General features: G+C 57.2%; 19 protein-coding genes. 9 read left to right on the top strand and 10 right to left on the bottom strand.

What is annotated here, in order from left to right:
• The first annotated feature begins 88 nt into the window (after window positions 1-88).
• From RAC65_RS16475 to RAC65_RS16465, 3 genes are read left to right on the top strand one after another with little or no spacing between them, the layout of a single operon-like run.
• Entirely contained in the window at window positions 89-1,294 is a 1,206-nt protein-coding gene (locus RAC65_RS16475) for an MFS transporter (protein WP_110268063.1), read from the top strand.
• Between the two features lie 15 nt (window positions 1,295-1,309).
• A complete protein-coding gene (locus RAC65_RS16470) occupies window positions 1,310-2,200 on the top strand; it encodes a siderophore-interacting protein (protein ID WP_375096894.1) in 891 nt (296 codons plus the stop codon).
• A 37-nt stretch (window positions 2,201-2,237) separates the two neighbouring features.
• The gene (locus RAC65_RS16465; RefSeq protein ID WP_263757134.1) at window positions 2,238-2,669 is read left to right on the top strand and encodes a GFA family protein; all 432 of its coding nucleotides are present in this window, start codon (window positions 2,238-2,240) and stop codon (window positions 2,667-2,669) included.
• A gap of 72 nt (window positions 2,670-2,741) precedes the next feature.
• Here the strand turns inward: RAC65_RS16465 and RAC65_RS16460 are convergent, their stop codons facing one another.
• Window positions 2,742-3,620, bottom strand: coding sequence for a LysR family transcriptional regulator (locus RAC65_RS16460; RefSeq protein WP_033739074.1), 879 nt, complete (start codon window positions 3,618-3,620; stop codon window positions 2,742-2,744).
• Between the two features lie 98 nt (window positions 3,621-3,718).
• Here RAC65_RS16460 and RAC65_RS16455 point away from each other — a divergent pair, with 98 nt between their 5' ends.
• From RAC65_RS16455 to RAC65_RS16445, 3 genes are all read left to right on the top strand, one after another.
• Complete coding sequence (locus RAC65_RS16455) at window positions 3,719-4,225, top strand: phenolic acid decarboxylase (protein ID WP_033739073.1); 507 nt, start codon at window positions 3,719-3,721, stop codon at window positions 4,223-4,225.
• Window positions 4,226-4,727: 502 nt separating this feature from the next.
• Window positions 4,728-5,153, top strand: coding sequence for a YeeE/YedE family protein (locus tag RAC65_RS16450; protein WP_033739072.1), 426 nt, complete (start codon window positions 4,728-4,730; stop codon window positions 5,151-5,153).
• Between the two features lie 15 nt (window positions 5,154-5,168).
• Window positions 5,169-5,597: a DUF6691 family protein gene (locus RAC65_RS16445; protein ID WP_039339027.1), complete on the top strand. Its 429-nt coding sequence runs from the start codon at window positions 5,169-5,171 to the stop codon at window positions 5,595-5,597.
• A 170-nt stretch (window positions 5,598-5,767) separates the two neighbouring features.
• On the opposite strand, the gene RAC65_RS16440 is transcribed toward RAC65_RS16445, so the two are convergent.
• The 7 genes from RAC65_RS16440 to RAC65_RS16410 all read right to left on the bottom strand — a co-directional run bounded on the left by RAC65_RS16440 (window position 5,768) and on the right by RAC65_RS16410 (window position 17,135).
• Window positions 5,768-6,784, bottom strand: a complete 1,017-nt coding sequence (locus RAC65_RS16440) for a substrate-binding domain-containing protein (protein ID WP_033739070.1) — start codon at window positions 6,782-6,784, stop codon at window positions 5,768-5,770.
• A gap of 29 nt (window positions 6,785-6,813) precedes the next feature.
• The gene (locus tag RAC65_RS16435) at window positions 6,814-8,223 is read right to left on the bottom strand and encodes a sucrose-6-phosphate hydrolase (protein WP_205959155.1); all 1,410 of its coding nucleotides are present in this window, start codon (window positions 8,221-8,223) and stop codon (window positions 6,814-6,816) included.
• Complete coding sequence (locus RAC65_RS16430; RefSeq protein WP_033739068.1) at window positions 8,223-9,593, bottom strand: sucrose-specific PTS transporter subunit IIBC; 1,371 nt, start codon at window positions 9,591-9,593, stop codon at window positions 8,223-8,225. Before RAC65_RS16430 ends, RAC65_RS16435 begins: the two co-directional genes overlap by 1 nt.
• A 66-nt stretch (window positions 9,594-9,659) precedes the next feature.
• On the bottom strand, window positions 9,660-11,198 hold the full coding sequence (locus tag RAC65_RS16425; protein WP_375096893.1) for a carbohydrate porin: 1,539 nt from the start codon (window positions 11,196-11,198) through the stop codon (window positions 9,660-9,662).
• 238 nt (window positions 11,199-11,436) lie between these two features.
• Window positions 11,437-12,681, bottom strand: a complete 1,245-nt coding sequence (locus RAC65_RS16420) for an MFS transporter (RefSeq protein WP_054688393.1) — start codon at window positions 12,679-12,681, stop codon at window positions 11,437-11,439.
• A 50-nt stretch (window positions 12,682-12,731) separates the two neighbouring features.
• Window positions 12,732-15,818 carry a beta-galactosidase gene (locus RAC65_RS16415; protein ID WP_375096892.1) on the bottom strand — a complete coding sequence of 1,029 codons (3,087 nt, stop codon included), beginning with the start codon at window positions 15,816-15,818 and terminating at the stop codon, window positions 12,732-12,734.
• A gap of 399 nt (window positions 15,819-16,217) precedes the next feature.
• A complete protein-coding gene (locus RAC65_RS16410) occupies window positions 16,218-17,135 on the bottom strand; it encodes an aminoimidazole riboside kinase (RefSeq protein WP_058702349.1) in 918 nt (305 codons plus the stop codon).
• 227 nt (window positions 17,136-17,362) lie between these two features.
• Here RAC65_RS16410 and yghU point away from each other — a divergent pair, with 227 nt between their 5' ends.
• Window positions 17,363-18,226 (top strand): glutathione-dependent disulfide-bond oxidoreductase, encoded by an 864-nt coding sequence (gene yghU, locus RAC65_RS16405; RefSeq protein ID WP_006121666.1) that lies wholly within the window; start codon window positions 17,363-17,365, stop codon window positions 18,224-18,226.
• Window positions 18,227-18,237: 11 nt separating this feature from the next.
• Window positions 18,238-18,531 carry a DUF1330 domain-containing protein gene (locus RAC65_RS16400; RefSeq protein WP_006121667.1) on the top strand — a complete coding sequence of 98 codons (294 nt, stop codon included), beginning with the start codon at window positions 18,238-18,240 and terminating at the stop codon, window positions 18,529-18,531.
• Between the two features lie 136 nt (window positions 18,532-18,667).
• Here RAC65_RS16400 and RAC65_RS16395 read toward each other — a convergent pair whose 3' ends face one another.
• Entirely contained in the window at window positions 18,668-20,104 is a 1,437-nt protein-coding gene (locus RAC65_RS16395; protein WP_033739053.1) for a methyl-accepting chemotaxis protein, read from the bottom strand.
• 156 nt (window positions 20,105-20,260) lie between these two features.
• Window positions 20,261-21,193, bottom strand: a complete 933-nt coding sequence (locus tag RAC65_RS16390) for a LysR family transcriptional regulator (protein ID WP_039339035.1) — start codon at window positions 21,191-21,193, stop codon at window positions 20,261-20,263.
• A 136-nt stretch (window positions 21,194-21,329) separates the two neighbouring features.
• On the opposite strand from RAC65_RS16390, the gene RAC65_RS16385 reads away from it, so the two are divergent.
• Complete coding sequence (locus RAC65_RS16385) at window positions 21,330-22,400, top strand: tartrate dehydrogenase (protein ID WP_033739048.1); 1,071 nt, start codon at window positions 21,330-21,332, stop codon at window positions 22,398-22,400.
• The last annotated feature ends 1 nt before the right edge of the window (window position 22,401 follow it).

Genomic DNA, 22,401 nt, shown 5'->3' with positions numbered 1-22,401 from the left:
TAACAGTTCTCATTATCAACGACAATTGTTAGAATTGGCAGAATAAATTTTACAAATACATACAACAAAGATACGGGTTAGCAACATCGTGACATCTCCTGAACTGGCCATGACGCAAAAAAAAGCGTTAGCAAACTGGCCTTTAGCCATCAGCGCCGGGTTGCTGGGTGTGGGACAAAATGGCCTGCTGGTCGCGATTCCGGTGCTGGTTGCTCAGACCAGCCTGAGCCTGTCGGTGTGGGCAGGACTGTTAACGCTCGGCTCCATGTTGTTTTTGCCCGCGTCGCCGTGGTGGGGAAAGCAGATTGCCCGTCAGGGAAGTAAACCGGTGGTCCTGTGGTCGCTGGCCGGTTACGGCACCAGCTTTTTGCTGCTCGGTCTGGGCTGTGCGCTGCTGTCTGTGCAGGCCGTCAGCGCACCGATTGGATTAGGCATATTAATTATTGCCCGGGTTTTTTATGGTTTGATGGTATCGGCCATGGTGCCCGCCTGTCAGGTATGGGCGCTGCACCGGGCGGGCGAAGAGAAGCGCATGACGGCGCTGGCGACCATCAGCTCCGGCCTGAGCTGTGGCCGACTTTTTGGCCCCCTCTGCGCGGCCGGAATGCTGGTGATTCATCCGCTGGCCCCGCTGGCGCTGTTGGTGGTGGCGCCGCTGCTGGCGCTGGCCCTGTTGCTGCCGTTACAACGTTCGGCCCCGCAGCCAGCGGTGACGCGTAAAAACGCCCGCCTGCGCCCTCATTGCCTGCCCTACCTGCTATGCGCCCTGCTGCTGGCGGCCACCGTCAGCCTGATGCAACTGGGGCTGTCTCCGGCGCTGGCCCGACAATTTGCCGGGCAGACGGCGGCGATAAGCCATCAGGTTGCCTGGCTGCTGAGCGTTGCCGCCATCGCGTCACTGGGTGCGCAGTTTCTGGTGTTGCGTCCGCAGTTACTGACGCCGCTTTCACTGTTAATCAGCGCCGGGATCCTGATGGCGCTGGGCCTGGGCATGATGCTGACCACGCCGCTCTGGCTGTTTTATGTCGGCTGTGCCGTGATGTCGTTCGGTGCGGCGCTCGGCACACCCGCCTATCAGTTGCTGCTCAACGACACGCTGGCAGACGGCGCCGGAGCAGGCTGGATCGCCACCAGTCATACGCTGGGCTATGGCTTGTGTGCCCTTCTGGTGCCAGTGATCACGCACTCGCACGGCGAAGCCGCGCTGATTGCCGCCGCACTCACTGCCGCCATGCTCTTTATTGCCCTGTCGGGGCTGATCTGGCGTTCACGATCAGCCTTATCGGCTCATTAACCACAAGGAACGACGATGGCTGACGTCCCTGCTTACCGCCTTTTTGAGGTCAAACTGGCCCGCAAACATCACCTTTCACCTTCGATGCTGAGCCTGGTGTTTAACGGGCCCGACGTGGCACAGATGAAATCGGATGCGCCCGACCAGCGGATTAAGATTTTGCTGCCTGCCGAAGATGGCAGCCTGCCCGACCTGCCCAATAACGATGAGTGGTACCAGACGATTCTGTCGCTGCCCAAAGCGCAGCGGCCGCTGCTGCGCACCTATACGCTGCGCCATCTGGATGCCCAACGTGAGGAGCTCACCATTGAGTTTGTCAGCCACGGTACAGAAGGTCCGGCCTCGGCCTGGGCCATCAACGCGAAACCGGGCGACAGCCTGGTAATCGTTGCGCCGAATGCGGCGTTTGAGGCCGACAGCGGTGGCTATGAATGGACGCCGCCAGACGGCCTGCGCAATGCGCTGCTGATTGCCGATGAAACCGCCTTGCCTGCCGCGAAAGGCATTCTGGAATTGCTGGCCCGCCAGCCCCATCCGCCCCGGGTTCAGGCTTTTTTTGAGGTGCCGGATGCTGAGGATTGCGTCGATTTACAGGCGTACGCGTTTGCCGACATTGTGTGGTTGCCCCGCAAACCTGCGTTTGCTTCACATGGTGAATGCCTGATCGCGGCAATTCAGTCCCAGGTCAGCGTACCCGATGGCGGCCAGCAGCAGGCCGTGCAGGAAGAGGAAGACGGTGAGTTACTGTGGGATCGTGCGCAGGCGCGCAACAATGAATTTTACGGCTGGGTGGCCGCCGAATCGACCGTCGTGAAACTGCTGCGTCGCCATCTGATTGGCGAGCGCGGCGTTGATCGCGAAGCGATTAACTTTATGGCGTACTGGGCCAAAAAGCGGGCACACTAAGCGTCTTCTTAACCGCATTTTATTCAGGGAAGCCAGCATGATTTCAGGACGTTGTTTATGCGGAACGGTGGTATTCAGGCTGACACAAAATCCCAGTCATTTTTACCGCTGCCACTGTTCGCTGTGTCGTCGCCAGACCGGCACGGGCCATAATCTGGCGACGATCGTTAATGCAGACCACTTTCGCTGGTTGGCCGGTGAAACCTTTATCGCCAGCTGGCGTCGCCCGCAGGGATACCGCAATGACTTCTGCAGGAACTGTGGATCCACCGTGCCGAACGACTTACGTGACCGGCCGCTGATCTGGCTGCCGATTGGCCTGCTGGATGACGATCTTGATCTGCATTGCGCCGGCGACTATTGCCTGGACGATGCCCTGTCGTGGAGCGGTCATCCGGTTGAAAACCGCCATCAGCAGGCTCCTGACTCGCTGGATGCCCTGCTTCACGCCCTGCACGTCACACCGTAAATCCAGTCCGCCGCGTAACTGGCTCACGAAAGCTGTGCCGTGGCGGATCGTCTGCCCGGCCCGTGGCGCCCGTTACGGTACGTCCGTTTGCGGTGCCGTTTTCAGCAGGTCAAGTAAGGTCGCGATGGGCGGATCCAGCATGATAATGTCTTTTTTAATCAGCAGATGCAGCGTGGTGGCGCGGCGCACCCCATGCCGAAGCGGCAATATCTTCAGGATGCCCTGTGCCAGTTCGTGACGGATGCGCTCCTGCGGAATCCAGCCATAGCCCACCTGATGCATTACCGCTTCTACCGCCGCGTCAATGGTTGAGAAAGACCAGTAATCGCCACTGCTGCTTTCATTCTGCACTGTAAAATGTTCGCGATCCGCAATGCGAATCAGCGGATACCGCGCCAGTTGTTCCTCATCCAGGTCTACGCCGCATTGATGCAAGGGGTGATCGCGGTGCGCCACAGCGACAAAATCCACGTTCATCAACCATTCGCCCCGCCCGGCCATATCCTGACGCTGGGTTACCACCATCACATCGGCCTCAGCATAATCGGTATCGGTTTCGAGCACTTCGGTGAGATTAATTTGCGTGTGTGGGTGGCGTTGCTGAAAGGTTTTCAGGACAGCGAACAGGCGGCGGCGCGGAAAGATGCTGTCCACCACCAGATCCAGTTTGGTTCTGACGCCGCTGCGTATGGCGCCCGCATACGCCTCCAGCGAATGAAACGCCTTAAGAAGCGGCCGCACCTGCGCCAGCAGCAATTCACCGGCGGGCGTAAGTACCGCTTTGCGCCCCTCAATGTGCAGTAAGGTGATGCCAATACGCTGTTGCAGCATGGCAAGATTGTAACTGACTGAGGACTGGCTGCGGTTGGTCAGGTCGGCGGCTTTTGCAAAGCTGCCTTCTTTCATAACCTTATCCAGCAGGCTCCATTGTTCCAGCGTGGTTTTATGCATCATCAATCCATTTTTTGAATGGTTTTCATCATAAATTAGCGTTTTTAATTCATAAAGTGAATGACTAAGCTGGATTCACCAACAGAGGAGAACGAAAGATGAGCAGCTTCGACAAACACAATCTTGACGGTTTCACAGGTAAACATCTGGTTTATACCTACGACAACGGCTGGAATTATGAGCTGTACATTAAAAACGAAGACACCATTGATTATCGTATCCACAGCGGGATGGTGGGCAATCGTTGGGTCAAAGACCAACACGTTTATATCGTCAGAGTCGCGGAAAATAGCTATAAAGTGTCCTGGACCGAACCTACCGGCACCAGCGTCAGCCTGATTGCCAACATGAGCGACAAGCTGTTCCACGGCACCATTTTCTTCCCACGCTGGGTCATCAATAATCCTGAACGTACCGTCTGTTTCCAGAACGACCATCTTGACGAAATGGCGAAATACCGCGATGCGGGCCCAACCTACCCAATCGAAGTGATCGATGAGTTTGCCACGATTACCTTTGTACGGGATGCCGGAAAAAATAACGAAGACGTGATTGCCTGCGCGGCAAGCGAGCTGCCGGCGAATTTCCCTGAAAACTTAAAATAGTCACCAGGCAGGAAAGGGGCTAAGCCCCTTTTTGTTCACCAAGACGCACACAGCAATACAATTCCGCCAATGCAAAACGGCCCGGTTGATCTTTACTGGCGGTTATCCCTGACCGGTTCCTTTCCCTTATCACGCCTCTTTTATCCTGTCCGGACACCCACCTCTGTCCGTACCCTCTCCCCGTACACCTGGCGCAAAACAGATCTGTGCACAGAACTTTTATGTGCCTCACACGAAGCCGATTGATAAAGACGGCAGATGCCGTCATCCTGCTTTAAAAGCCGGTAAGCACAGTTCGTCAGCTGTGTGAAAATAGCCTGTGACAGTCGTCAGCAGAAGATATTGCCCGGCCACCGCAGCGCGACCACGTTATTTGCGCTGAGGCGCATGGCGTTGCAGGTAAAGCGCAATCGCGGTCGTTCACCTGAGAGCGACGGTGAACGCTAGCTGGAACAGGGCGTGTTTAAAGCACGCATTGGCAGATCACAAGGAGTCAACGGTAATGCATATCGATCTGGACCATTTTACGCCGATTCAGAGTCTGGCAGGTGGCCTGCTGATTGGCGCGGCGGCGGGTCTGTTAGTGCTATTTTGTGGCCGCATCGCCGGTATCAGCGGCATTCTGGGCGGCCTGCTGAAACGTCAGTCGGCTGACAAGCCGTGGCGGTTCGCGTTCATTGCGGGCCTGGTGTTGTCACCGCTGGTGTTTCAGTTATTCAGCGCGCTGCCCGCTATCGACATTGACGCCTCATGGGGACGCCTGGTGCTGGCCGGCTTACTGGTGGGCCTGGGCGCGCGCCTGGGCTCGGGCTGTACCAGCGGTCACGGCGTCTGTGGTTTATCGCGACTGTCGCCGCGCTCACTGGTGGCGACACTGGTCTTTATGTTAACCGCCATGCTGACCGTCGGCATGATGGGTCACGGGTAAACATCAGGAGGCACGATGGTCGTTTTATTTTCTCTGCTTAGTGGACTGTTGTTTGGCACGGGCTTGCTCGTCAGCGGCATGGCGAATCCGGCGAAGGTTTTGGGTTTTCTGGACATTACCCGCGCCTGGGATCCCTCTCTGGCGCTGGTGATGGGCGGCGCGGTTATCGCCGGGCTGGTAACGTTCTGGCTGGCTTCCCGACGCAAGCGGCCCGTCTTTGAGGAAACGTTTTATCTGCCTGGCAACCGCACACTGGATAAACGGCTCATCAGCGGCGCGGCCCTGTTTGGCATCGGCTGGGGACTGGCGGGCATCTGCCCCGGCCCGGCGCTGGTCCTGCTCGGCGGCGGCGTGCTCAAAGGCATTGTCTTTGTCCTGGCGATGCTGGCAGGCATGCTGCTTTTTGAGTGGCTCGACAGCCGCACGTTATCGCGTGGTCAGTAATCCCAACTGGCCATCATGAAAACGTTCAGATGGCCACATGGCGAAGCACGGCCTGATACCGTCCCCGTTTCGTGAGCCCTGTCCGTAATCTTGCCCTGATGCAGAAACGGAGTGGCAACAGCACGGGATCGGTTACCTGAACCACGCTTGTGGCCTGCCGCTGAACCGGATCACCCCGCCAGCGAGGAGCGGTAGCGCAGCCTAGCGGGCAAAACGATCTGCCGCTCCGCCAGGTCCTGCCCCTGAATCATTTGCGTGATGACCGAAAAGCACTCCTGCGCCAGGCGCGGCACATCCTGCTCTACGGTATCGATATGCAGTGACAGCGAGTCATATAAATAGTGATCGTCGAAACTGGCGATATGGATATCACTCTCCAGCAAATGGTGCTGGCTCATGTAGCGCAAAACCCCTTCCAGTAAGCCACAGGCGGCGGTAAACACGGCTTTCGGCGGCCTGCCTAACCGCGCACAGAGCGCGGCAAACATCTCATAGCCGCTGCTGGGGTGGTAGTTGCCCTGGATGATCCATTCCGGTCGCGGCGTGACGCCCGCCCGCGCCAGGCCCTGCATAAAGCCAGCCAGCCGATCTTTCGTCGGTGACAGGCGCGGCTGCCCACCCAGAAAATAAACCTCATCAGGATGCGCGCGCGCCAGACGTTCTACCAGCTCGGCAGTTGGCGTTAGTGAATCCGTTATCACCAGCGGCAAACTGCTGTTATTTACGTGGCGGTCAAACAGCACGACCGGCAGTTGCTCGCTCAGCTTCAGGTAGTCGCTGTCGCTCTGCTGACTGGAGGCGACGATCAAACCATCCACCTGACGCGAGACCAGATTGTTGACCACCAGGGTTTCCTGACTGGCATTTTCATCGGTGCAGGAGATCAGCAGTTGCAGACCCGCTTCACGGCACAGGTTTTCCAGCGCGTGAGAAAACACGGCGAAACCATAGTTGGTGATTTCAGGCACCACCAGCCCCAACGTATGGCTGCGATTTTCACGCAGCAGACGCGCGTGGATGCTGGGCTGATAGTGATGTTGCTGAGCAAGGGCCATGACGCGTTCACGCGTTTCCTGCGCCACGCGCAGTTCTTTACCGCGTCCGTTAAGCACCAGGCTGGCCGTGGCTTTTGACACCCCGGCCAGCGCAGCGATATCACTGATGGTAACGCGCTTTGTTTTTTTCACGACGGTGCTTCGGTTAAGGAAACAAGGGCTTATTCTACCATGCAGGATCGTAACGACCAGTAGCAGGCCGTGACTTCTGCGCTACCGCGCAGGCGTAACTCCGCCGGATGCGTGGGAAAGTAACGGCTACTCATCACGCCTTCTCCGTCATTGATAAAAATCTCTACGCTGGAGTGGTCACACAAAATATGCAGTTTGTGCGCCCGCCCGTTCCAGTGGCGGTAAAGCCATTCGCCGGTTTCCAGACTGCGGCGCGCCAGGCACAATGCATCCGCATGCCAGGTCAGCAGCAGTGAACCGGCGAAATCCAGCGTGATCCCGCCGCCTGATTCCAGCATCAGCTCAAGCCGTTGTGCAGCGAGTAACGGAGCCTGACTGGCGTTGCCGTGATAGCGCTGCGTCTCGCCGCGCAACGCCTGCAGTTCCGCCACCGGTTGCTGGTACAGTTTACCGTCGCGCGCGCTCAGTTCCCGGATACAGGTCATTTGATGAATCCAGCCGAATTTCACGGTAGGCTGATGCATCTCCTCCCCGTCCGGGACGCCCATCCAGCCCACCAGCAGCCGACGGCCATCCTCGGTCAGCGTGGTCTGCGGCGCATAGAATTCAAACCCCGCATCCAGCTCAGTGAACCCCCCGTGCGTATAGCGGGCGTTTTCATAATCCAGCGTGCCGCTGAGACAGGCGCAGGGATGGCTGTTCAGAAAGCGTTTCTCTTCCCGTTCAATGCCCTGAGGACAGCAGATCAAAAACGTCGATTCTCCCAGGGTGAACATGTCCGGGCATTCCCACATATAACCGGCTTCGCCCAGTCCACCCAAACCGCTACCGGCAATTTCGCCGAGGTTTTCCCAGTGGTGCAGATCGCTTCCGCGCAGTAGCAGGACTTTGCCCTTGAGCTGCTTGTCCTGCGCGCCCAGCACCATGTACCAGTGTGCGCCATGACGCCAGACTTTCGGATCACGAACATGGCCGGTGTAGCCCGCCGGCAGGGGAAGCACCGGCCCCAGCTTATCGAATCCCCCGTCAGGGTTCTGCACCGCCAGGCACTGCCAGGCGGTACGGGAGCCGTCGGCAAACTTAACGTTGCCGGTATAACACAGGGTTAAGGTGCCATTATCGTCTACCGCGCTGCCTGAATAGCAGCCGCTCCGGTCGTACTCTTCATCTGGCAGCAAGGCGACAGGTTCATGCGACCAGTGCAGCAAATCCGCAGAGCGCCAGTGGCCCCAGCATTTATGCTTATGCTCACAGCCCAGGGGGTTCCACTGGTAGAACAGGTGATAGTGCCCGTCGAAATGGATAAACCCATTGGGATCGTTAAGCAGCCCGGTGACCGGCGCCAGGTGCCAGCCCGGATAGTGGCTGTCCTCGCGTGCTTTAGGCTGGCCTTTCATTACCGCCTTCAGCATGGCGGGCAGCAGAGTGTTGTTAGCCATCATTCAGAGTCCGTTTTGTATTTCAGCAGGAAGGCGATCACAAAGGCGACGCTAAAGGCAATAACCATACCAATAATATAATTCAGCAGCGAACTGGCCTGAACGATCGCCATACCGGGTAAGCCCGTCAGGCCCACCGCCGTCATATACACTTTCATCGACACCACCCAGGCACCGCCGATGGCTCCCCCGATCAGGCCGGCGATGAAGGGCTTCATGAAGCGCAGGTTAATACCAAAGATGGCCGCTTCGGTAATGCCCAGCAAGGCAGAAAACGCAGAGGGCAAAGTAATCGCCTTGATTTTGGCATCCTGCGTTTTAAACCACACGGCCAGACATGCGCCGCCCTGTGCCACGTTAGCCATCGCCCATATCGGCAACAGGAAATTGACGCCGATAGACGGGTTACCCAGCAAGCCAGCTTCAATCGCGTGGAAACTGTGATGCACACCAGTAATCACGATAACGGAATACAGCCCGCCAAACAGCAATCCGGCCAGCCAGCCTGCATGGGCAATCAGGGTGCTGAGCACAAAGGAGATACCATCCCCCAATGCGCGCCCGGCCGGGCCAATGATGAGCAGTGCCACAAAGCCAGAGATGATCACTGTCAGGAAGGGCGTCAGGATCAGATCGAGAGCATCCGGGATGATGCGGCGCAGCTGTTTTTCCAGCAGACTCATAAACCACACGGCCAGCAGGACCGGAAAGACCGTGCCCTGGTAGCCAATCATCGCCACTTCGATACCAAAGAAGTTCATGGTATGGAAACCGGCCGCCACGCCCCAGGCATTAGTCAGCGCAGGATGCGTCAGAATACCGCCCAGCGTAGCGCCTAAGAACGGGTTACCACCAAACTCACGGGCCGCCGTAAAGCCAATCAGAATCGGCAGAATGATAAACGCCGCCGAACTGCACATATCCAGCATGATATACAGGGCGTTTTCCGGGTTAACCCAGCCATAGGTTTTGACCATGCCCAGCAAGCCCATCAGCAGGCCGGAGGCAACGATCGCCGGAATAATCGGGACAAAAATATTCGACAGCAATCGGGCGATACGCTGGAAGGGATTGAGCTTACGGGCCGCAATGTCGGCCGCTTCCGATTTACTGGACTCGCTGATGCCCGCTTCCGCCACAAACGCCGCATAGACTTTGTTGACCACGCCAGTCCCAAAAATGACCTGCAGCTGGCCCGCGTTGCGGAAACAGCCCTTCACACCGTCGATTTTACCGATCGCGGCGGTATCCGCTTTGGCATCCTCGACCAGCACCAGCCGGAGCCGGGTTGCGCAATGGGCTGCGCTGGCAATATTTTCTTTGCCTCCCAGCAGCGGCAGTAATGCGCGGGAGATTTGTACAAAATCCATAAAAAACCTCTGTGTTGTCGTGTAATGTTGTCAACCCGGTTGAAACGGCCCTACAGGGCCGCCCGGTCAGAACCAGGTTTCCATTTGTACGCCGAAGTTCCATTCACCGCCGGCTTCAAAGCCGCTGCTGCCAAACGCATCGCCGCGCGCATAGTTGTCCAGTCGGTGATCCCAGTCCATCCAGGTGGCAAAAAGGCGAATTTCCGGACGTTTCAGGAATTCCCCTACGTTGCTGGCTTTCAACGTAGGCGCAACGGTCAGTTTGTAGAAGTTACCACTCACTGCGCTACGCTGATTGAAGCCCTCCGGACGCAGATCCATATATTGATAGGTGGCTTCGTACTGCATTTCGAAATTCTCCGTCAGCCCCTGAATCAGGCGCATGTTGGCGGTCGCCCACTGATAGCTGTCGCCTTTGGCGTAACGATCTTTACTGCTCTGCGCCAGCACCGCCGGAGCGATATGCCAGCCGCCGCCCAGTGGGGTGATCCCGTAGCTGGCCAGACGCCAGGTATCCGCATCCGGCAGCAATGCGCCGTCGGACCCAATGGCTTTGACCTCTGCACCTAAGCCGTGACCATACAAGAGCGCGGTTTTCGCCGTTCCTTCACGCAGACCATAAAAGCTGTCGTTGTGCAGCCCCACCAGGGCATGCAGACCGGTATTCGCAGCATCGCCTTTCACTTTCAGGCCATTCACGTCCAGCCGATCGTCATTGTCTTTGGCGCGCATACCGCTGAGCATCAGCTGGAACGGGCCGTAATAGTTGTTGGCTGTCAGAATGTAGTTCTGTGCGGTGTTATCGTTGTTTTCGATATCACCAAAGGTGCGCCCGTAGAGCGACAGGTTGCTGTGAGCCTGATCGCTCCACTTCATGTCGTAAATACCGGCACCGGTCCCGGCGAGGAACACAACGTCGGAGTCTATCCAGTGAATATCGAAATTGTCGCGGTCAAAGCGTTTCCCCGCCCAGACGGTGGTGTCTTTGAACGCGTCCGTAAAGGTGGGCAGTTGACCGAGTTCCACAAACGCCTGCCGCAGGTTGAGATCGCTACTGGCGGCCGTCCAGTCGTTATAGGTCCGCTGACCGTCGGCCAGCATGGCTTTAAAGCGGGTGGTCGCCCCGTTTTCCAGCGTTTGCTTATGTTCCAGATTCAGTTCGACATAGGTATCCGGTTCGTTGCCTAAGCGCCCGACATGCCCACCGGTTTCCCCTGCCGGCGTCACGGTCGGGCCGCCCTGCGTTTTGGCCGCCGAGCTGTTCATTAATAAGCCAGAACGCGCATAGCCGTGAAATTCAAAGCCCCCGTCATCACTCGCCTTCTGTTCCAGTTTCGCCGTGCGCTGTTCCACCTGGGTGGCAGTGGCCTGGGTTTGCTGTTGTGCGCTGGCAAGCTGCTGGGCCTGTTTTTCTGCTGAAGCGGCCTGTTTTTCTGCGGCGTTTGCGCGACGTTCGGCGGCGTCAGCACGCTGCTCAGCCGCCTGCAGGCGCTTTTCCAGCGCGGCCAGCCGGGCTTCGATACTGCTCATGCTCGGTTCCGCAGCCAGAGCCGGGCCTGCGCAGAGCAACAATCCAACGGTTGCAGCAAGTCTCTTTTTTCTCATCGTTTTGCCATTCCAGAAAGGTTCAGGTCGTGGTGTTGTCATTTTGCTAAACCGGTTTAGGTTTTGGATAATATTGATCGCCGGATTTCCAAGCAAAGCAATTTGCTAAACCGTTTTTATGATTGTGAGTCAGTTCGCAAAACGACACGATGTGGTGGGAAAGGAAGCGGCAAAAAGCGGGGAGCGCGGACAAAGCAATGGGCAGTCTCCTGCCCAGTGTTAAGGGGATAATTGTGCGTCAGACAGGCTGCCGACGTAACGCTGTCAGCGGCCCTGGCCCGCTGAGCGTGAAGACGGAAAGCAGCGTGAAGGCCAGTGCAATACAGCCCAGCACCAGATACGCGCCCTGGAAGCCAATGCTTTCGTACATATTGCCTGCCAGTACCGACATAAAAATCATCGCTAACTGCTTAAAGAAGCAGAAGCACACCAGATAAATCGTGGCGGAGAAGCGCACCTCAAACTGGCTGGTGATGTATTTAAAACAGCCGACGATCAGGAAAGGGATCTCAAACATATGTAATGTTTTCAGGATCACCACCTCCACCGCCGTGGTGGCAAAAGAGGAGCCCATAATGCGCACAGACATGATCATGCCCGCCAGCAACAAGGCATTTTTGCCGCCGATACGGTTAACGATGAGCGGCGCAAAAAACATGATGCAGGCGTTCAGCAATTCGCCCAGCGTGGTGACGTAACCAAAAACGCGCGTGCCCTGCTCACCCGACGTAAAGAACGAGGTAAAGAAGTTGGCGAACTGCTGATCAAATACATCGTACGTACAGGAAACGCCCACAACATATAGCGACAAAAACCACAGTTTGGGTTGCTTAAACAGCTCCAGTGCCAGCTTCAGACTGAATGCGGACTGGTTCGCCCCCACGGCCTGCGCCACCGTGGCAGATGAGGAATTGCTGGTGCGTGAAAAGAACAGCAGCAGCGCCAGGATCACGGCACAGCCAGAGCCTAACCAGAAAACAAACTGGTTATTAATGGTGAACATGATGCCGACGATAGAGGCGCACAGTGCCCAGCCAACGCAGCCAAACATACGGGCCCGGCCAAATTCAAAATGGCTGCGGCGACTGACTTTCTCAATATAAGCTTCAATTGCAGGTGCCCCCGCATTGTAGATAAAGCCCAGATAAATACCGCCCACAACCGAACCCGCCAGAATATTCACCTGCAGGAGCGGGCCAAATACATAAATAAAGAAAGGGGCGAACATCACCAGCATGCCGGTGATCACCCATAACAGGTGTTTGCGCAGCCCGAGTTTGTCGGACAGCAGCCCAAACAGCGGCTGGAACAGTAACGAAAACAATGAAATGCTGGCGAAGATAATGCCGGTGTCCCCTTTGCTGATGTGGTTAATATCATGCAGCCAGATGGGGAAGAACGGGAAATAGGCACCCATGATGAAAAAGTAAAAGAAGAAGAAAAGGCCAAACAACCAAAAGTTAGTATTTTTTAAATAGTACATAGCGGACTTCCTTATACGAGAGTCAGGCAGGCCGGAGCCTGCCCGCTAAGTTACTTTTGTTGCCCCCAGGTAAACTGGTAGCCATAACGTCCGGCACTAAGCAGGAATTCAGGGGACACCGACGGACTCCAGGAGTCATCGCCGCCGACGCCCATATGGAAGCCATCAATGTTGAGCCAGGTGCCTGCTTCAGGCTGCAAAAGGTGACGGTGGCTGGTATCCATCAGCTGTTTCTGGCTGTAGCGGCTGATGTTGAACTGAAAATCACCGCGCCACTGATGGACACCGTACCGCAGTTCACGCGTGCCACAGCGCAGGCCGTTCTCGGTGGGGAAGACATACGGCGTGTACATGTCGTCCAGCGATAAATCCCAGCGATCAAAGCAGGCCGCGGTCAGGCGATCCGGGTAGTTTTCATGGGGACCCAGACCTAACCAGTTCACCCGATCAGCCACCTCCGCTAACTGGCAACACATCCCGATGCGGGCCGGATACGGCGTATCGCGGGCGACCTCGACATTGACCGTCACCTGCATCTCACCAAAGCCATCGATACGGTATGTTTTGCGGCTGACAAACAGGGTCTTGCCCTGGAACTGCCAGGCATGTGCGGTGGTAATCAGTACGGCATCGGTGAGCGTTTCCGCGCTGCACTGCAGGGTGATAACGTCCGCCTGGTAATGCCCCGCCGCTTTCCAGCGCTCAACCCAGGCGTTGGGATCGATACGCGTGGCTTCGCTGACACCGATATCGTTATCCAGTGGCGCGCGGGTGAACTGGTCCGTCAGCGGCGACAGTAACTGTGCTTTTTCATCAATCCAGTACTGCGTCAGGACGCCCTGCTCCCGACTGAACGCCCAGCGCTGGTTATTCACCACCACGCTAAAGCGGTCTTCGCTGCGCTCAAGCACGGGGGCGCTGGCGGCCACAGACGCAGGCGCGATATCAAGAATCGTCTCCAGCGGCCACTGCTGCCAGGCACTGATGTGTCCGGCTTCGGACCAGGCGGTAGGTTGCGGCTGCTCTACGCGCACCGTTAACCACAGTTGCCCTGCGGATTCTGGCAGTGGCATGGCGGGCAGGGTAATACGCTGACGGCCCTGCGGTGCGATGTCGAGCGTGACCTCACCTGTCGCCAGCAGATTACCGTCCTGGGCCACGGACCAGTGCAGAATTTCATTGTCACTATGGCGGAACAGGTATTCGCTGGTGACCTCCAGCGTGCGCTCACTGCCGGGCAGCAGGCTGAACTGGAAGAACTGCTGTGCGTGGCGCGCTTCATACAGCGACGGATGCGGCGTCCGGTCGGCAAAAACCAGCCCGTTCATGCAGAACTGACGGTCGTTGGGCGTATCGCCAAAGTCACCGCCATAAGCGGACCAGGCTTCGCCGTTCTCATCGTACTGAATTAATGACTGATCGACCCAGTCCCAGACAAAACCGCCCTGCAGGCGGGGATACTGACGGAAGGCCTGCCAGTACTTCGCATAGCCGCCCAGGCTGTTGCCCATCGCATGGGCGTATTCACACAGAATCAGCGGCCGTTGCTCGCCCGGCATCGACAGCCATTTCTTAATCGACCATTTTGGCACCGCCGGGAACGGCTGGTCCTGATCGACGCGCGCATACATCGGGCAAATAATGTCAGTGGCCGCCGTGTTGGCGCCGCCGCCCTCATACTGCACCGGACGGGACGGATCTTCGCTTTTCAGCCAGCGATAGAGCGCATCATGGTTGGCCCCATGGCCTGATTCATTGCCCAGAGACCAGATAATAATGCAGGGGTGATTGCGGTCACGCTGCACCATGCGCGTAACGCGCTGGCTCATCGCGGGCAGCCAGGCCGGATCGTCACTCAGGCGATTCATCGGCACCATGCCGTGGGTTTCGATATTGGCTTCATCCACCACATACAGCCCGTAATAATCACACAGGCTGTACCATAGAGGATGATTGGGATAATGGGAGCAGCGCACGGCATTAAAGTTATTCTGCTTCATCAGCAGAATGTCCTGCACCATCGTATCGCGATCCATCACCTGGCCGTGGACAGGATGGTGCTCATGACGGTTGGTGCCGCGGATAAGCAGTGGCTGGCCATTGAGTAACAACAGGCCGTTCTCAATACTGACGTGACGGAATCCCACATCGCAGGCTTCCGCTTCAATCAGCGTGCCGTCCACCCGGTGCAACTGCACCACCGCCCGATAGAGATGCGGCGTTTCCGCGCTCCAGAGCGCAGGATTGTTCACGCGGAGGGACAGCGTTGTCCGATCGTTCCAGGCGCCGCGCTCGTCAACGATCGCACTGCCCAGTGGCGATGTCGCGTCCCCCACCAATTCAGTGCCTGCAAAGAGCTGTATGCTCACCTGTAAGTCGTCATCCAGCGTGCCGGCGACGCGCACCTCGGCGTCCAGCCGGGCACGGCTGAAATCGTCATTGAAATGTGTGCGGATACGCAGATCGCGGATATGGGTGGCCGGTTTGTGCAGCAGGGTGACATCGCGGAAAATGCCGCTCATGCGCCACATGTCCTGATCTTCCAGGTAGCTGCCATCGCTCCAGCGTAACACCATGACGGCAAGACGGTTTTCACCCCTGACCAGGTACTCCGTCAGATCATACTCCGAGGGCAGACGACTGTCCTGACCATAGCCAACCCAGCGGCCGTTGCACCACACATTAAACGCTGAATTCACACCGTCGAATACCACTCGGGTTTGTCCTGACACCAGCCACCCGGCATCCAGATTAAATGTGAGCGAATAACATCCTGTGGGGTTTTCAGCGGGAACGAAGGGGGGATTTACCGGGATGGGATAGGTGACATTGGTATAGATGGGAACATCATAACCCTGCATCTGCCATACCGACGGCACGGCTATCGGCGCGGCTTCGGCCAGATCCTGCGTCCGCCAGCTCTCCGGTACGGCCTCGGGCGCGGTGAAATAAGCAAATTGCCACTCGCCATTCAGACACTGGACGTGCGCTGACTGGTGCTTCTCACGAGCAGCTTCTGCACTGCGCCAGCTGCAAAAAGGGGGATGGGCTTCAAGCCGGTTACGTTCGCTGATACCAGGGTTTTCCCAGTCGCGCCGGGCCAGTACGGCAGCCAGTGAATCTCTCTCCAGGGCCATGTTACTCTCCTGCGTAAAATTGTTATCCGCTCACATAAAAATGACATTACGAGCCAGGTCAGCGCTTGTAAAGCAGGGAAAGGCGAATGAGTGAACTGCCTCACAGCAAAGCGCATTCGGGCATAACGTAGCGTCGGGGGCCTGGCGAAGCAGGACAAAGCGGGCGCGGTCAGGCAACGTCGAAGCCGTCACAGGTCAGTGAAATCAGCCGGGAAACTGATAAGGCCAGCGCAACGCGGTGAAATGATACGGCAGGAGAAGGGGGCAGGTTCGGGTGCGTAATCCGTCGTGGTCGCCAGGGTGACGGAACGCGCGCATCTGGGCGTTCCGCCAACGGTCACCTGCCCCGTATGGGTTCTGCTGCCCGCCGGGCGGGCCTGAGCGCGGCGACAGTGGGCATTAGCCCGCAATCTGATGACGATAGGGCAGCGCCGTCATCGCGCCTTTGGCGGTCGTCGCCAGCGCGCCACATTGCTGAGCGCTGGTTAGGCATGCCGCCAGCTCCGTTTCATTGGTGGGCAGGCCTTTTTCTGCCAGTCCCCACAATAACCCCGCGACAAAAGCGTCACCGGCACCGGTGGTGTCCACGCTCACCACGGGTAACGTGGGATAGTGATAATGCTGGCCCTGGTGCCAGACTTTTACGCCGGCTTTGCCCTGGGTAACCATCAGCAGACTGATCGCATAGCGTTCTGCCAGCATCTGCAGGCTGTCACCGCCCTGCGCCTCTTCGGTCAGAAAGGCCAGCTCTTCCTCCGACAGCTTGACCACATCTGCCTGTTGCAGCGCGCGGTTCACACAGTCACGTAACTGCGCGTCATCGCGCCACAGGTCGTGACGAATGTTGGGATCAAAGCTGACATATCCCCCGGCTTCGCTTATCCGCTGCATCGCCGTAAAGGTCGTGGAACGGGACGGTTCGGCGGCCAGCGCAATGGAACAGCAGTGAAGCCACTCGCCCGGCTGAAACGGCGGCAGATCGCCTTGTTCAAGAAACAGGTCTGCGCTGGGCCGGACCATGAAGGTAAAAGAGCGTTCGCCCTCATGGTCGAGCGCGACCACGACCGTTGACGTGCGATGCGCGCTGTCCAGCGTCATATACGCCGTCTCAACCTGCTCACTGGCCAGCGTTTGCTGCATAAAATGGCCAAAGGGATCGTCCCCGACCCGGCCGATAAATCCGCTCTTGCCCTGCAAGCGGGCAATGCCGACGGCCACATTGGCGGGCGCGCCGCCTGCACACTGAATTAAATGCCCCGGTCCGTCCGGAAGCAGGTCCACCACGGCGTCACCCAGACACCAGACTCGCGCTGTCATCGTTATCTCCTGCTCAGCTATAGCTAAATTTCACTAAACCGTTTTAGCATAGCAATACTCAGCCGTCATCAATGTGATTTAGGCAGAGAAAACAGACACAGGGCTGACGGTCAATTGCCTTAAGCATTGTAGTAAAGCGATACAAAGTCATCGCCACCAGGGTTAAACCGGCGTGCTGGCAACTGCTACACTCGTGACACTCCAAACACAAAAAGGCGAACCTCATCATGTCTGAACAACACTATCAGCCCGCTAAAGTCTGGAAGTGGGACCCGGAAGCCAAAGGTAACGGCGCCAAAACAAATCGCCCAACCGCAGGCCCAACGCATGAAAAAGCTCTGCCGGTCGGTAAACATCCTTTGCAGCTTTACTCCCTTGGTACGCCAAACGGCCAGAAAGTCACCATTCTGCTGGAGGAGCTGCTGGCGCTGAACGTAAATGATGCGGAGTACGATGCCTGGCTGATTAACATTGGCGAAGGCGACCAGTTCACCAGCGGCTTTGTTGATATCAACCCGAATTCCAAAATCCCGGCCCTGAGTGACCACTCTGCCACGCCGCCGATTCGGGTGTTTGAATCCGGTAATATCCTGCTCTATCTGGCAGAGAAATACGGTTATTTTCTGCCAAAAGACATTGCGAAGCGCACCGAGACGCTGAACTGGCTGTTCTGGCTGCAAGGCTCTGCCCCTTATCTGGGCGGCGGTTTTGGTCACTTCTATCACTACGCGCCAGAGAAAATTGAGTACGCCATTAACCGCTTCTCACTGGAAGCCAAACGTCAGTTTGACGTTCTGGATCGTCAGTTGGCCAATAACCGCTATCTGGCCGGTGATGACTACACCATAGCTGATATCGCCACCTGGCCGTGGTACGGCAGCATGGTGCTGTACAACCAGTACAACGCGGCCGAATTCCTGGATCTTCAGTCCTATAAAAATGTGGTGCGCTGGGCCAAAGAGATCGCCCAACGTCCGGCTGTGATGCGTGGTCGCAAAGTTAACCGCGTGATGGGCGATCCCGCCGACCAGCTGCGTGAACGCCATGATGCATCGGACTTTGATACCCAAACCCAAGACAAGCAGGCCTGAGGAGAAAGACAGTGAGTGCATATGTCGTATTTATTCGTGATAACACCCTGAATCAGGATGAAATGGCTGCCTACGCGGAAAAAGCGGGCAAAGCACGGGGTGACCATCCCATCAAACCGCTGGCGTTCTATGGCGAACTGGAAACGCTGGAAGGGCCTGAAGCCGAAGGCGTTGTGATTATTGAGTTCCCGACGACTGAGGCAGCGCATGCCTGGTATGACAGTCCGGAATATCAGGCGGCGAAACAGCATCGCCTGAAAGGCGCCAACTACCGTGTACTGTTAGTGAAAGGCGTGGACAGCTAACGGCCAGGGGCCGCTGTCGTCCTGCGGATCACGACGTCATCCTGACGGACCCGCAGGCCGGCGGCTGCCCACTTAGCCAGCCAACGTAACCCCTGCCCTTGTGAACCTCATCCCGGGATGGTTCCCCTGTCTTTAATCAGCTAAAACGAAACAGCGAAATCGCCTGCTGCAACGCGCCTGCCTGCTGCCGTTGCTGCTGCGCAACCTGAAGCGTTTCGGTCACATGTTTGACGTTATGCTGCACGCTGTGATCGATACTGCTAATACTTTGCTGAATCTGCGCAATGCTCTGATTCTGCTGGACACTCATCTCAGAGAGTTCACTTACCAGCTGTGACAGGCTGTCGATACTTACGTGAATGGCCTGCATGGTTTGCGCGGCCTGGTCAACCTGAACGGTGCCCTGACCGGCGCTGGAGCTGGAGGCATCCATCAGTTGCCGGATTTCCCGTGCCGCATTCTCACAGCGTAACGCCAGGGTACGCACCTCACTGGCAACGACTGCGAATCCGCGTCCTTCCTGACCGGCTCGTGCGGCTTCCACCGAGGCGTTCAGCGACAGGATGTTGGTCTGGAAGGCAATGCCGTCAATCAGTTCAAGAATGGTTTTTACCCGCCCCGACTCGACATTAATCTGGGCCATTGAGTGCATGGCCTGCTGAATATTCTCCTGGCCTTTACTGGCGACCTGGCGGGTTTCCCGGGCCAGATCGCAGGCCGTTTGCGCTTTGTCCCGCGCAAGACTTGCCGCCACGCTGATTTGTGACATTGCACTGGTCGCAACATCCAGCGCCTGCGCCTGCTCGTCAGTGCGCTGTGACAGCGCGGCATTACGAGACAGCATACTGTCTGATTCCTGCAGCAGTTCCGCAACGCCGTGGCTGACCTGATTTAACGTACCGCGCATCGTCCCCAGCGTCTGACTAAAGGTGCGGGCAAAGGGCGTTTCGCTCTGCTGACTGTCCGCAAACAGCGTCAGGCAACCAGGCTCGCGGTTAATGCGGGCAGCCAGTTGCGCCACTTCGCTGGAGGCGCGCAAATCCGCAGCCATCTGCCGGGCAATAAGCACCAGCATCGCGGTTTGCGCCACCACAAACAGTGAATGAAACAGCACCATCTCCAGACCTGGATGGTGAAAGACCACGATGCCAAACCGATCGTGCTCCTGCAGATAGTTGAATACCAGGTGATGCACCGCGCCCGTCGCGGCTGCCATCAGAAGCGGTCGGCTGTCGCGGTAAACCAGCAAGACCGACAGTAAAACAAACACCGAAAAGTGAAACTCGGTTTCGCCCCGGCCCAACTGAATCAGCAGCCCCGCAAACCCAATCAGCGTGAAGGCCAGCCAGAGTCGGGAAAACAGCGTTCCGTTTGCCAGCCATCCCACCAGCGTGGCGACCAGCGCCAGCGCGGTACCCACGGTTATGGCCAGCCACGTTGACTGATACAGACTGCCGACGATAGCGGAAATCACTACCAGGGCCCAGCACAGCATAACAATCAGCCTGTCGGCCTGCTTCGCAATACGCTGAGGGGAAACCCCCTCCCCGACGCGGGTTAAATCTGTATTCATAGGTACGCATCCACCAGAGGTTGCACCGCGCCTCAGACCTGAGGCGTGCCCAGAGTTGGTCGGCGCAACGGGCGCAGACACATAAGATTGGTATCGACGCGTTCCGTAAATACTTTATGGCGGGTAATGCATAACTGAGGGCGATTTTTCAAAACCTCACAGATTCGTTAACGATGCATCCATCTGCAAATTTTCCTGCAGAAAAGTCACAAACGCCGAGATGCGTGCTGGCGGCTGCCGCTGCGCCTGCCAGACGGCAAAAATATCGCCATCGGGCGCATGCCAGGCAGGCAGAACATGCAGCAATTCCCCCGCCGCAATGCTGTGTTTTGCGTCCCACCATGAGCGCAGCAAAATACCATGACCATCCAGCGCCATGCGCATCGCCACTTCCCCGTCGTTGGTCACCAGATTACCGCGCACCTTCTGGCTCAGGCTCTCAGCGCCGCTGACTAAGCGCCACAGAGCGAAGTCGCTGTCATGTTGCCTGAGTAAAATGCAGTTATGTTGCGCCAGCGCACGGATACTGTCTGGCAGGCCGTGCTTCGCCGCATAGCCTGGCGAGCAGCACAGCACACGCGGATTCTGGACCAGCTTACGGGCGATCAGCCGCGAATCCGGCGGCTCGCCTACGCGAATATCAATATCCACATGCGCATCAAGAAAATTCAGCGGCTGGCTGCTGAGCTGCAGGGAGAGGGCCAGATGAGGATGGAGGGCGGCAAAAGCTGACACGCAGGGTGCAATATGGCGACGGCCAAAGCCGAAGGAGGCGTTGATGTTCAGCGTGCCGCGTAACTGCGTCGTTTCACCACTGACCGCCTCTTCCAGTGCCGCCAGTTGCTCCAGCAGCGGACGTGCACCGTCCAGATAGCGCCGCCCTTCCGGCGTCAGCTCCAGCCTGCGCGTGGTGCGGCGCAGTAACTGTACGCCCAGCCGCTGCTCCAGCTGGCTTAATCGTTTGCTGACGGCCGCCAGCGATAATCCCAGCTCGCGCGCCGCCGCCGTTAAGCTGTCCAGAGAAGCGACGCGCAGAAAGAACACTAAGTCATCACTGGATGTGCGTGATTCTCTACTTTGATTCAACATGGGATTAACTTCCAGGCTAATTATTTACCTCAGGTGGAGAGTTATACTGCGCCGATGCCCGATCATTAATCAAGCTGCATATCGACAGCCTTCACCCACTGACGGGCCCCTACAACATCAACCTCAGAGGTACCCTGTGACAGAGAAAATTCATCGTATCGCCGTGATTCCCGGCGACGGCATTGGTAAGGAAGTAATGCCAGAAGGTATTCGCGTGATGAATGCCGCAGCAGAAAAATTTAATATTCCGCTGCAGTGGACGTGGTTCGATTATGCCAGCGCGGAATACTGGCAACAGCATGGCAAAATGCTGCCTGATGACTGGTTTGCTGAGCTGAAAACCTTTGATGCGATCTATTTTGGCGCGGTCGGCTGGCCCGATATCGTGCCGGATCACGTTTCTCTGTGGGGGTCGTTACTGCAGTTCCGTCGTGAGTTCGATCAGTACGTTAACCTGCGTCCGGTCCGCCTGATGCCCGGCGTGAAAGCGCCGTTAGCCAACCGGCATCCCGGTGATATCGACTTTTACGTCGTGCGCGAAAACACGGAAGGTGAGTACTCCAGCGTCGGCGGCACGATGTTCCCCGGCACAGAACGAGAAGTGGTCATTCAGGAAACCGTGATGACCCGGGTGGGCGTTGACCGCATCCTGAAGTTTGCCTTTGACCTGGCGCAGCGTCGGCCTAAAAAACACCTGACCTCTGCCACCAAATCAAACGGCATCGCCATCACCATGCCTTACTGGGACAACCGCGTTCAGGCAATGCAGGCGCATTATCCTGACGTTAAGGTCGACAAGTATCATATTGATATTCTGACCGCGAATTTTGTTTTGCATCCCGACTGGTTTGATGTCGTGGTGGCCAGCAATCTGTTCGGCGATATTTTGTCAGATCTGGGCCCTGCCTGTACCGGCACCATCGGCATCGCGCCGTCCGCCAATATTAACCCGGAAGGCAACTTCCCCAGCCTGTTTGAACCGGTACACGGTTCCGCGCCCGATATCGCCGGTAAAAACATCGCGAACCCGATTGGTCAGATTTGGTGTGGTGCGATGATGCTGGAGCATCTGGGCTACAAGGCGGCAGGAGATGCCGTGCTGGATGCCATCGAACGCACGCTGGCCGCAGGCGAGCACTTAACCCGCGACCTGGGCGGCAGCGCCAATACACAGCAACTGGGCGACGCTATCGCAGCGGCGCTGTAAG

The organism is Pantoea sp. BS_8, from assembly GCF_041954965.1.
Lineage (GTDB): Bacteria > Pseudomonadota > Gammaproteobacteria > Enterobacterales > Enterobacteriaceae > Pantoea > Pantoea stewartii.
The sequence above is the reverse complement of the archived record's forward strand: the minus strand, read 5'-3'. Positions and strand labels throughout refer to the sequence as shown.

Excerpts from the sequence above, each read along its gene's own strand:
- RAC65_RS16455 (WP_033739073.1), top strand. The coding sequence starts at position 3,719 with ATGAGCAGCTTCGACAAACACAATCTTGACGGTTTCACAGGTAAACAT.
- RAC65_RS16430 (WP_033739068.1), bottom strand. The coding sequence starts at position 9,593 with ATGGATTTTGTACAAATCTCCCGCGCATTACTGCCGCTGCTGGGAGGC.
- RAC65_RS16395 (WP_033739053.1), bottom strand. The coding sequence starts at position 20,104 with ATGAATACAGATTTAACCCGCGTCGGGGAGGGGGTTTCCCCTCAGCGT.
- RAC65_RS16470 (WP_375096894.1), top strand. The coding sequence starts at position 1,310 with ATGGCTGACGTCCCTGCTTACCGCCTTTTTGAGGTCAAACTGGCCCGC.
- RAC65_RS16445 (WP_039339027.1), top strand. The coding sequence starts at position 5,169 with ATGGTCGTTTTATTTTCTCTGCTTAGTGGACTGTTGTTTGGCACGGGC.
- RAC65_RS16450 (WP_033739072.1), top strand. The coding sequence starts at position 4,728 with ATGCATATCGATCTGGACCATTTTACGCCGATTCAGAGTCTGGCAGGT.
- RAC65_RS16425 (WP_375096893.1), bottom strand. The coding sequence starts at position 11,198 with ATGAGAAAAAAGAGACTTGCTGCAACCGTTGGATTGTTGCTCTGCGCA.
- yghU (WP_006121666.1), top strand. The coding sequence starts at position 17,363 with ATGTCTGAACAACACTATCAGCCCGCTAAAGTCTGGAAGTGGGACCCG.
- RAC65_RS16460 (WP_033739074.1), bottom strand. The coding sequence starts at position 3,620 with ATGCATAAAACCACGCTGGAACAATGGAGCCTGCTGGATAAGGTTATG.
- RAC65_RS16415 (WP_375096892.1), bottom strand. The coding sequence starts at position 15,818 with ATGGCCCTGGAGAGAGATTCACTGGCTGCCGTACTGGCCCGGCGCGAC.
- RAC65_RS16390 (WP_039339035.1), bottom strand. The coding sequence starts at position 21,193 with ATGTTGAATCAAAGTAGAGAATCACGCACATCCAGTGATGACTTAGTG.
- RAC65_RS16410 (WP_058702349.1), bottom strand. The coding sequence starts at position 17,135 with ATGACAGCGCGAGTCTGGTGTCTGGGTGACGCCGTGGTGGACCTGCTT.
- RAC65_RS16420 (WP_054688393.1), bottom strand. The coding sequence starts at position 12,681 with ATGTACTATTTAAAAAATACTAACTTTTGGTTGTTTGGCCTTTTCTTC.
- RAC65_RS16465 (WP_263757134.1), top strand. The coding sequence starts at position 2,238 with ATGATTTCAGGACGTTGTTTATGCGGAACGGTGGTATTCAGGCTGACA.
- RAC65_RS16435 (WP_205959155.1), bottom strand. The coding sequence starts at position 8,223 with ATGGCTAACAACACTCTGCTGCCCGCCATGCTGAAGGCGGTAATGAAA.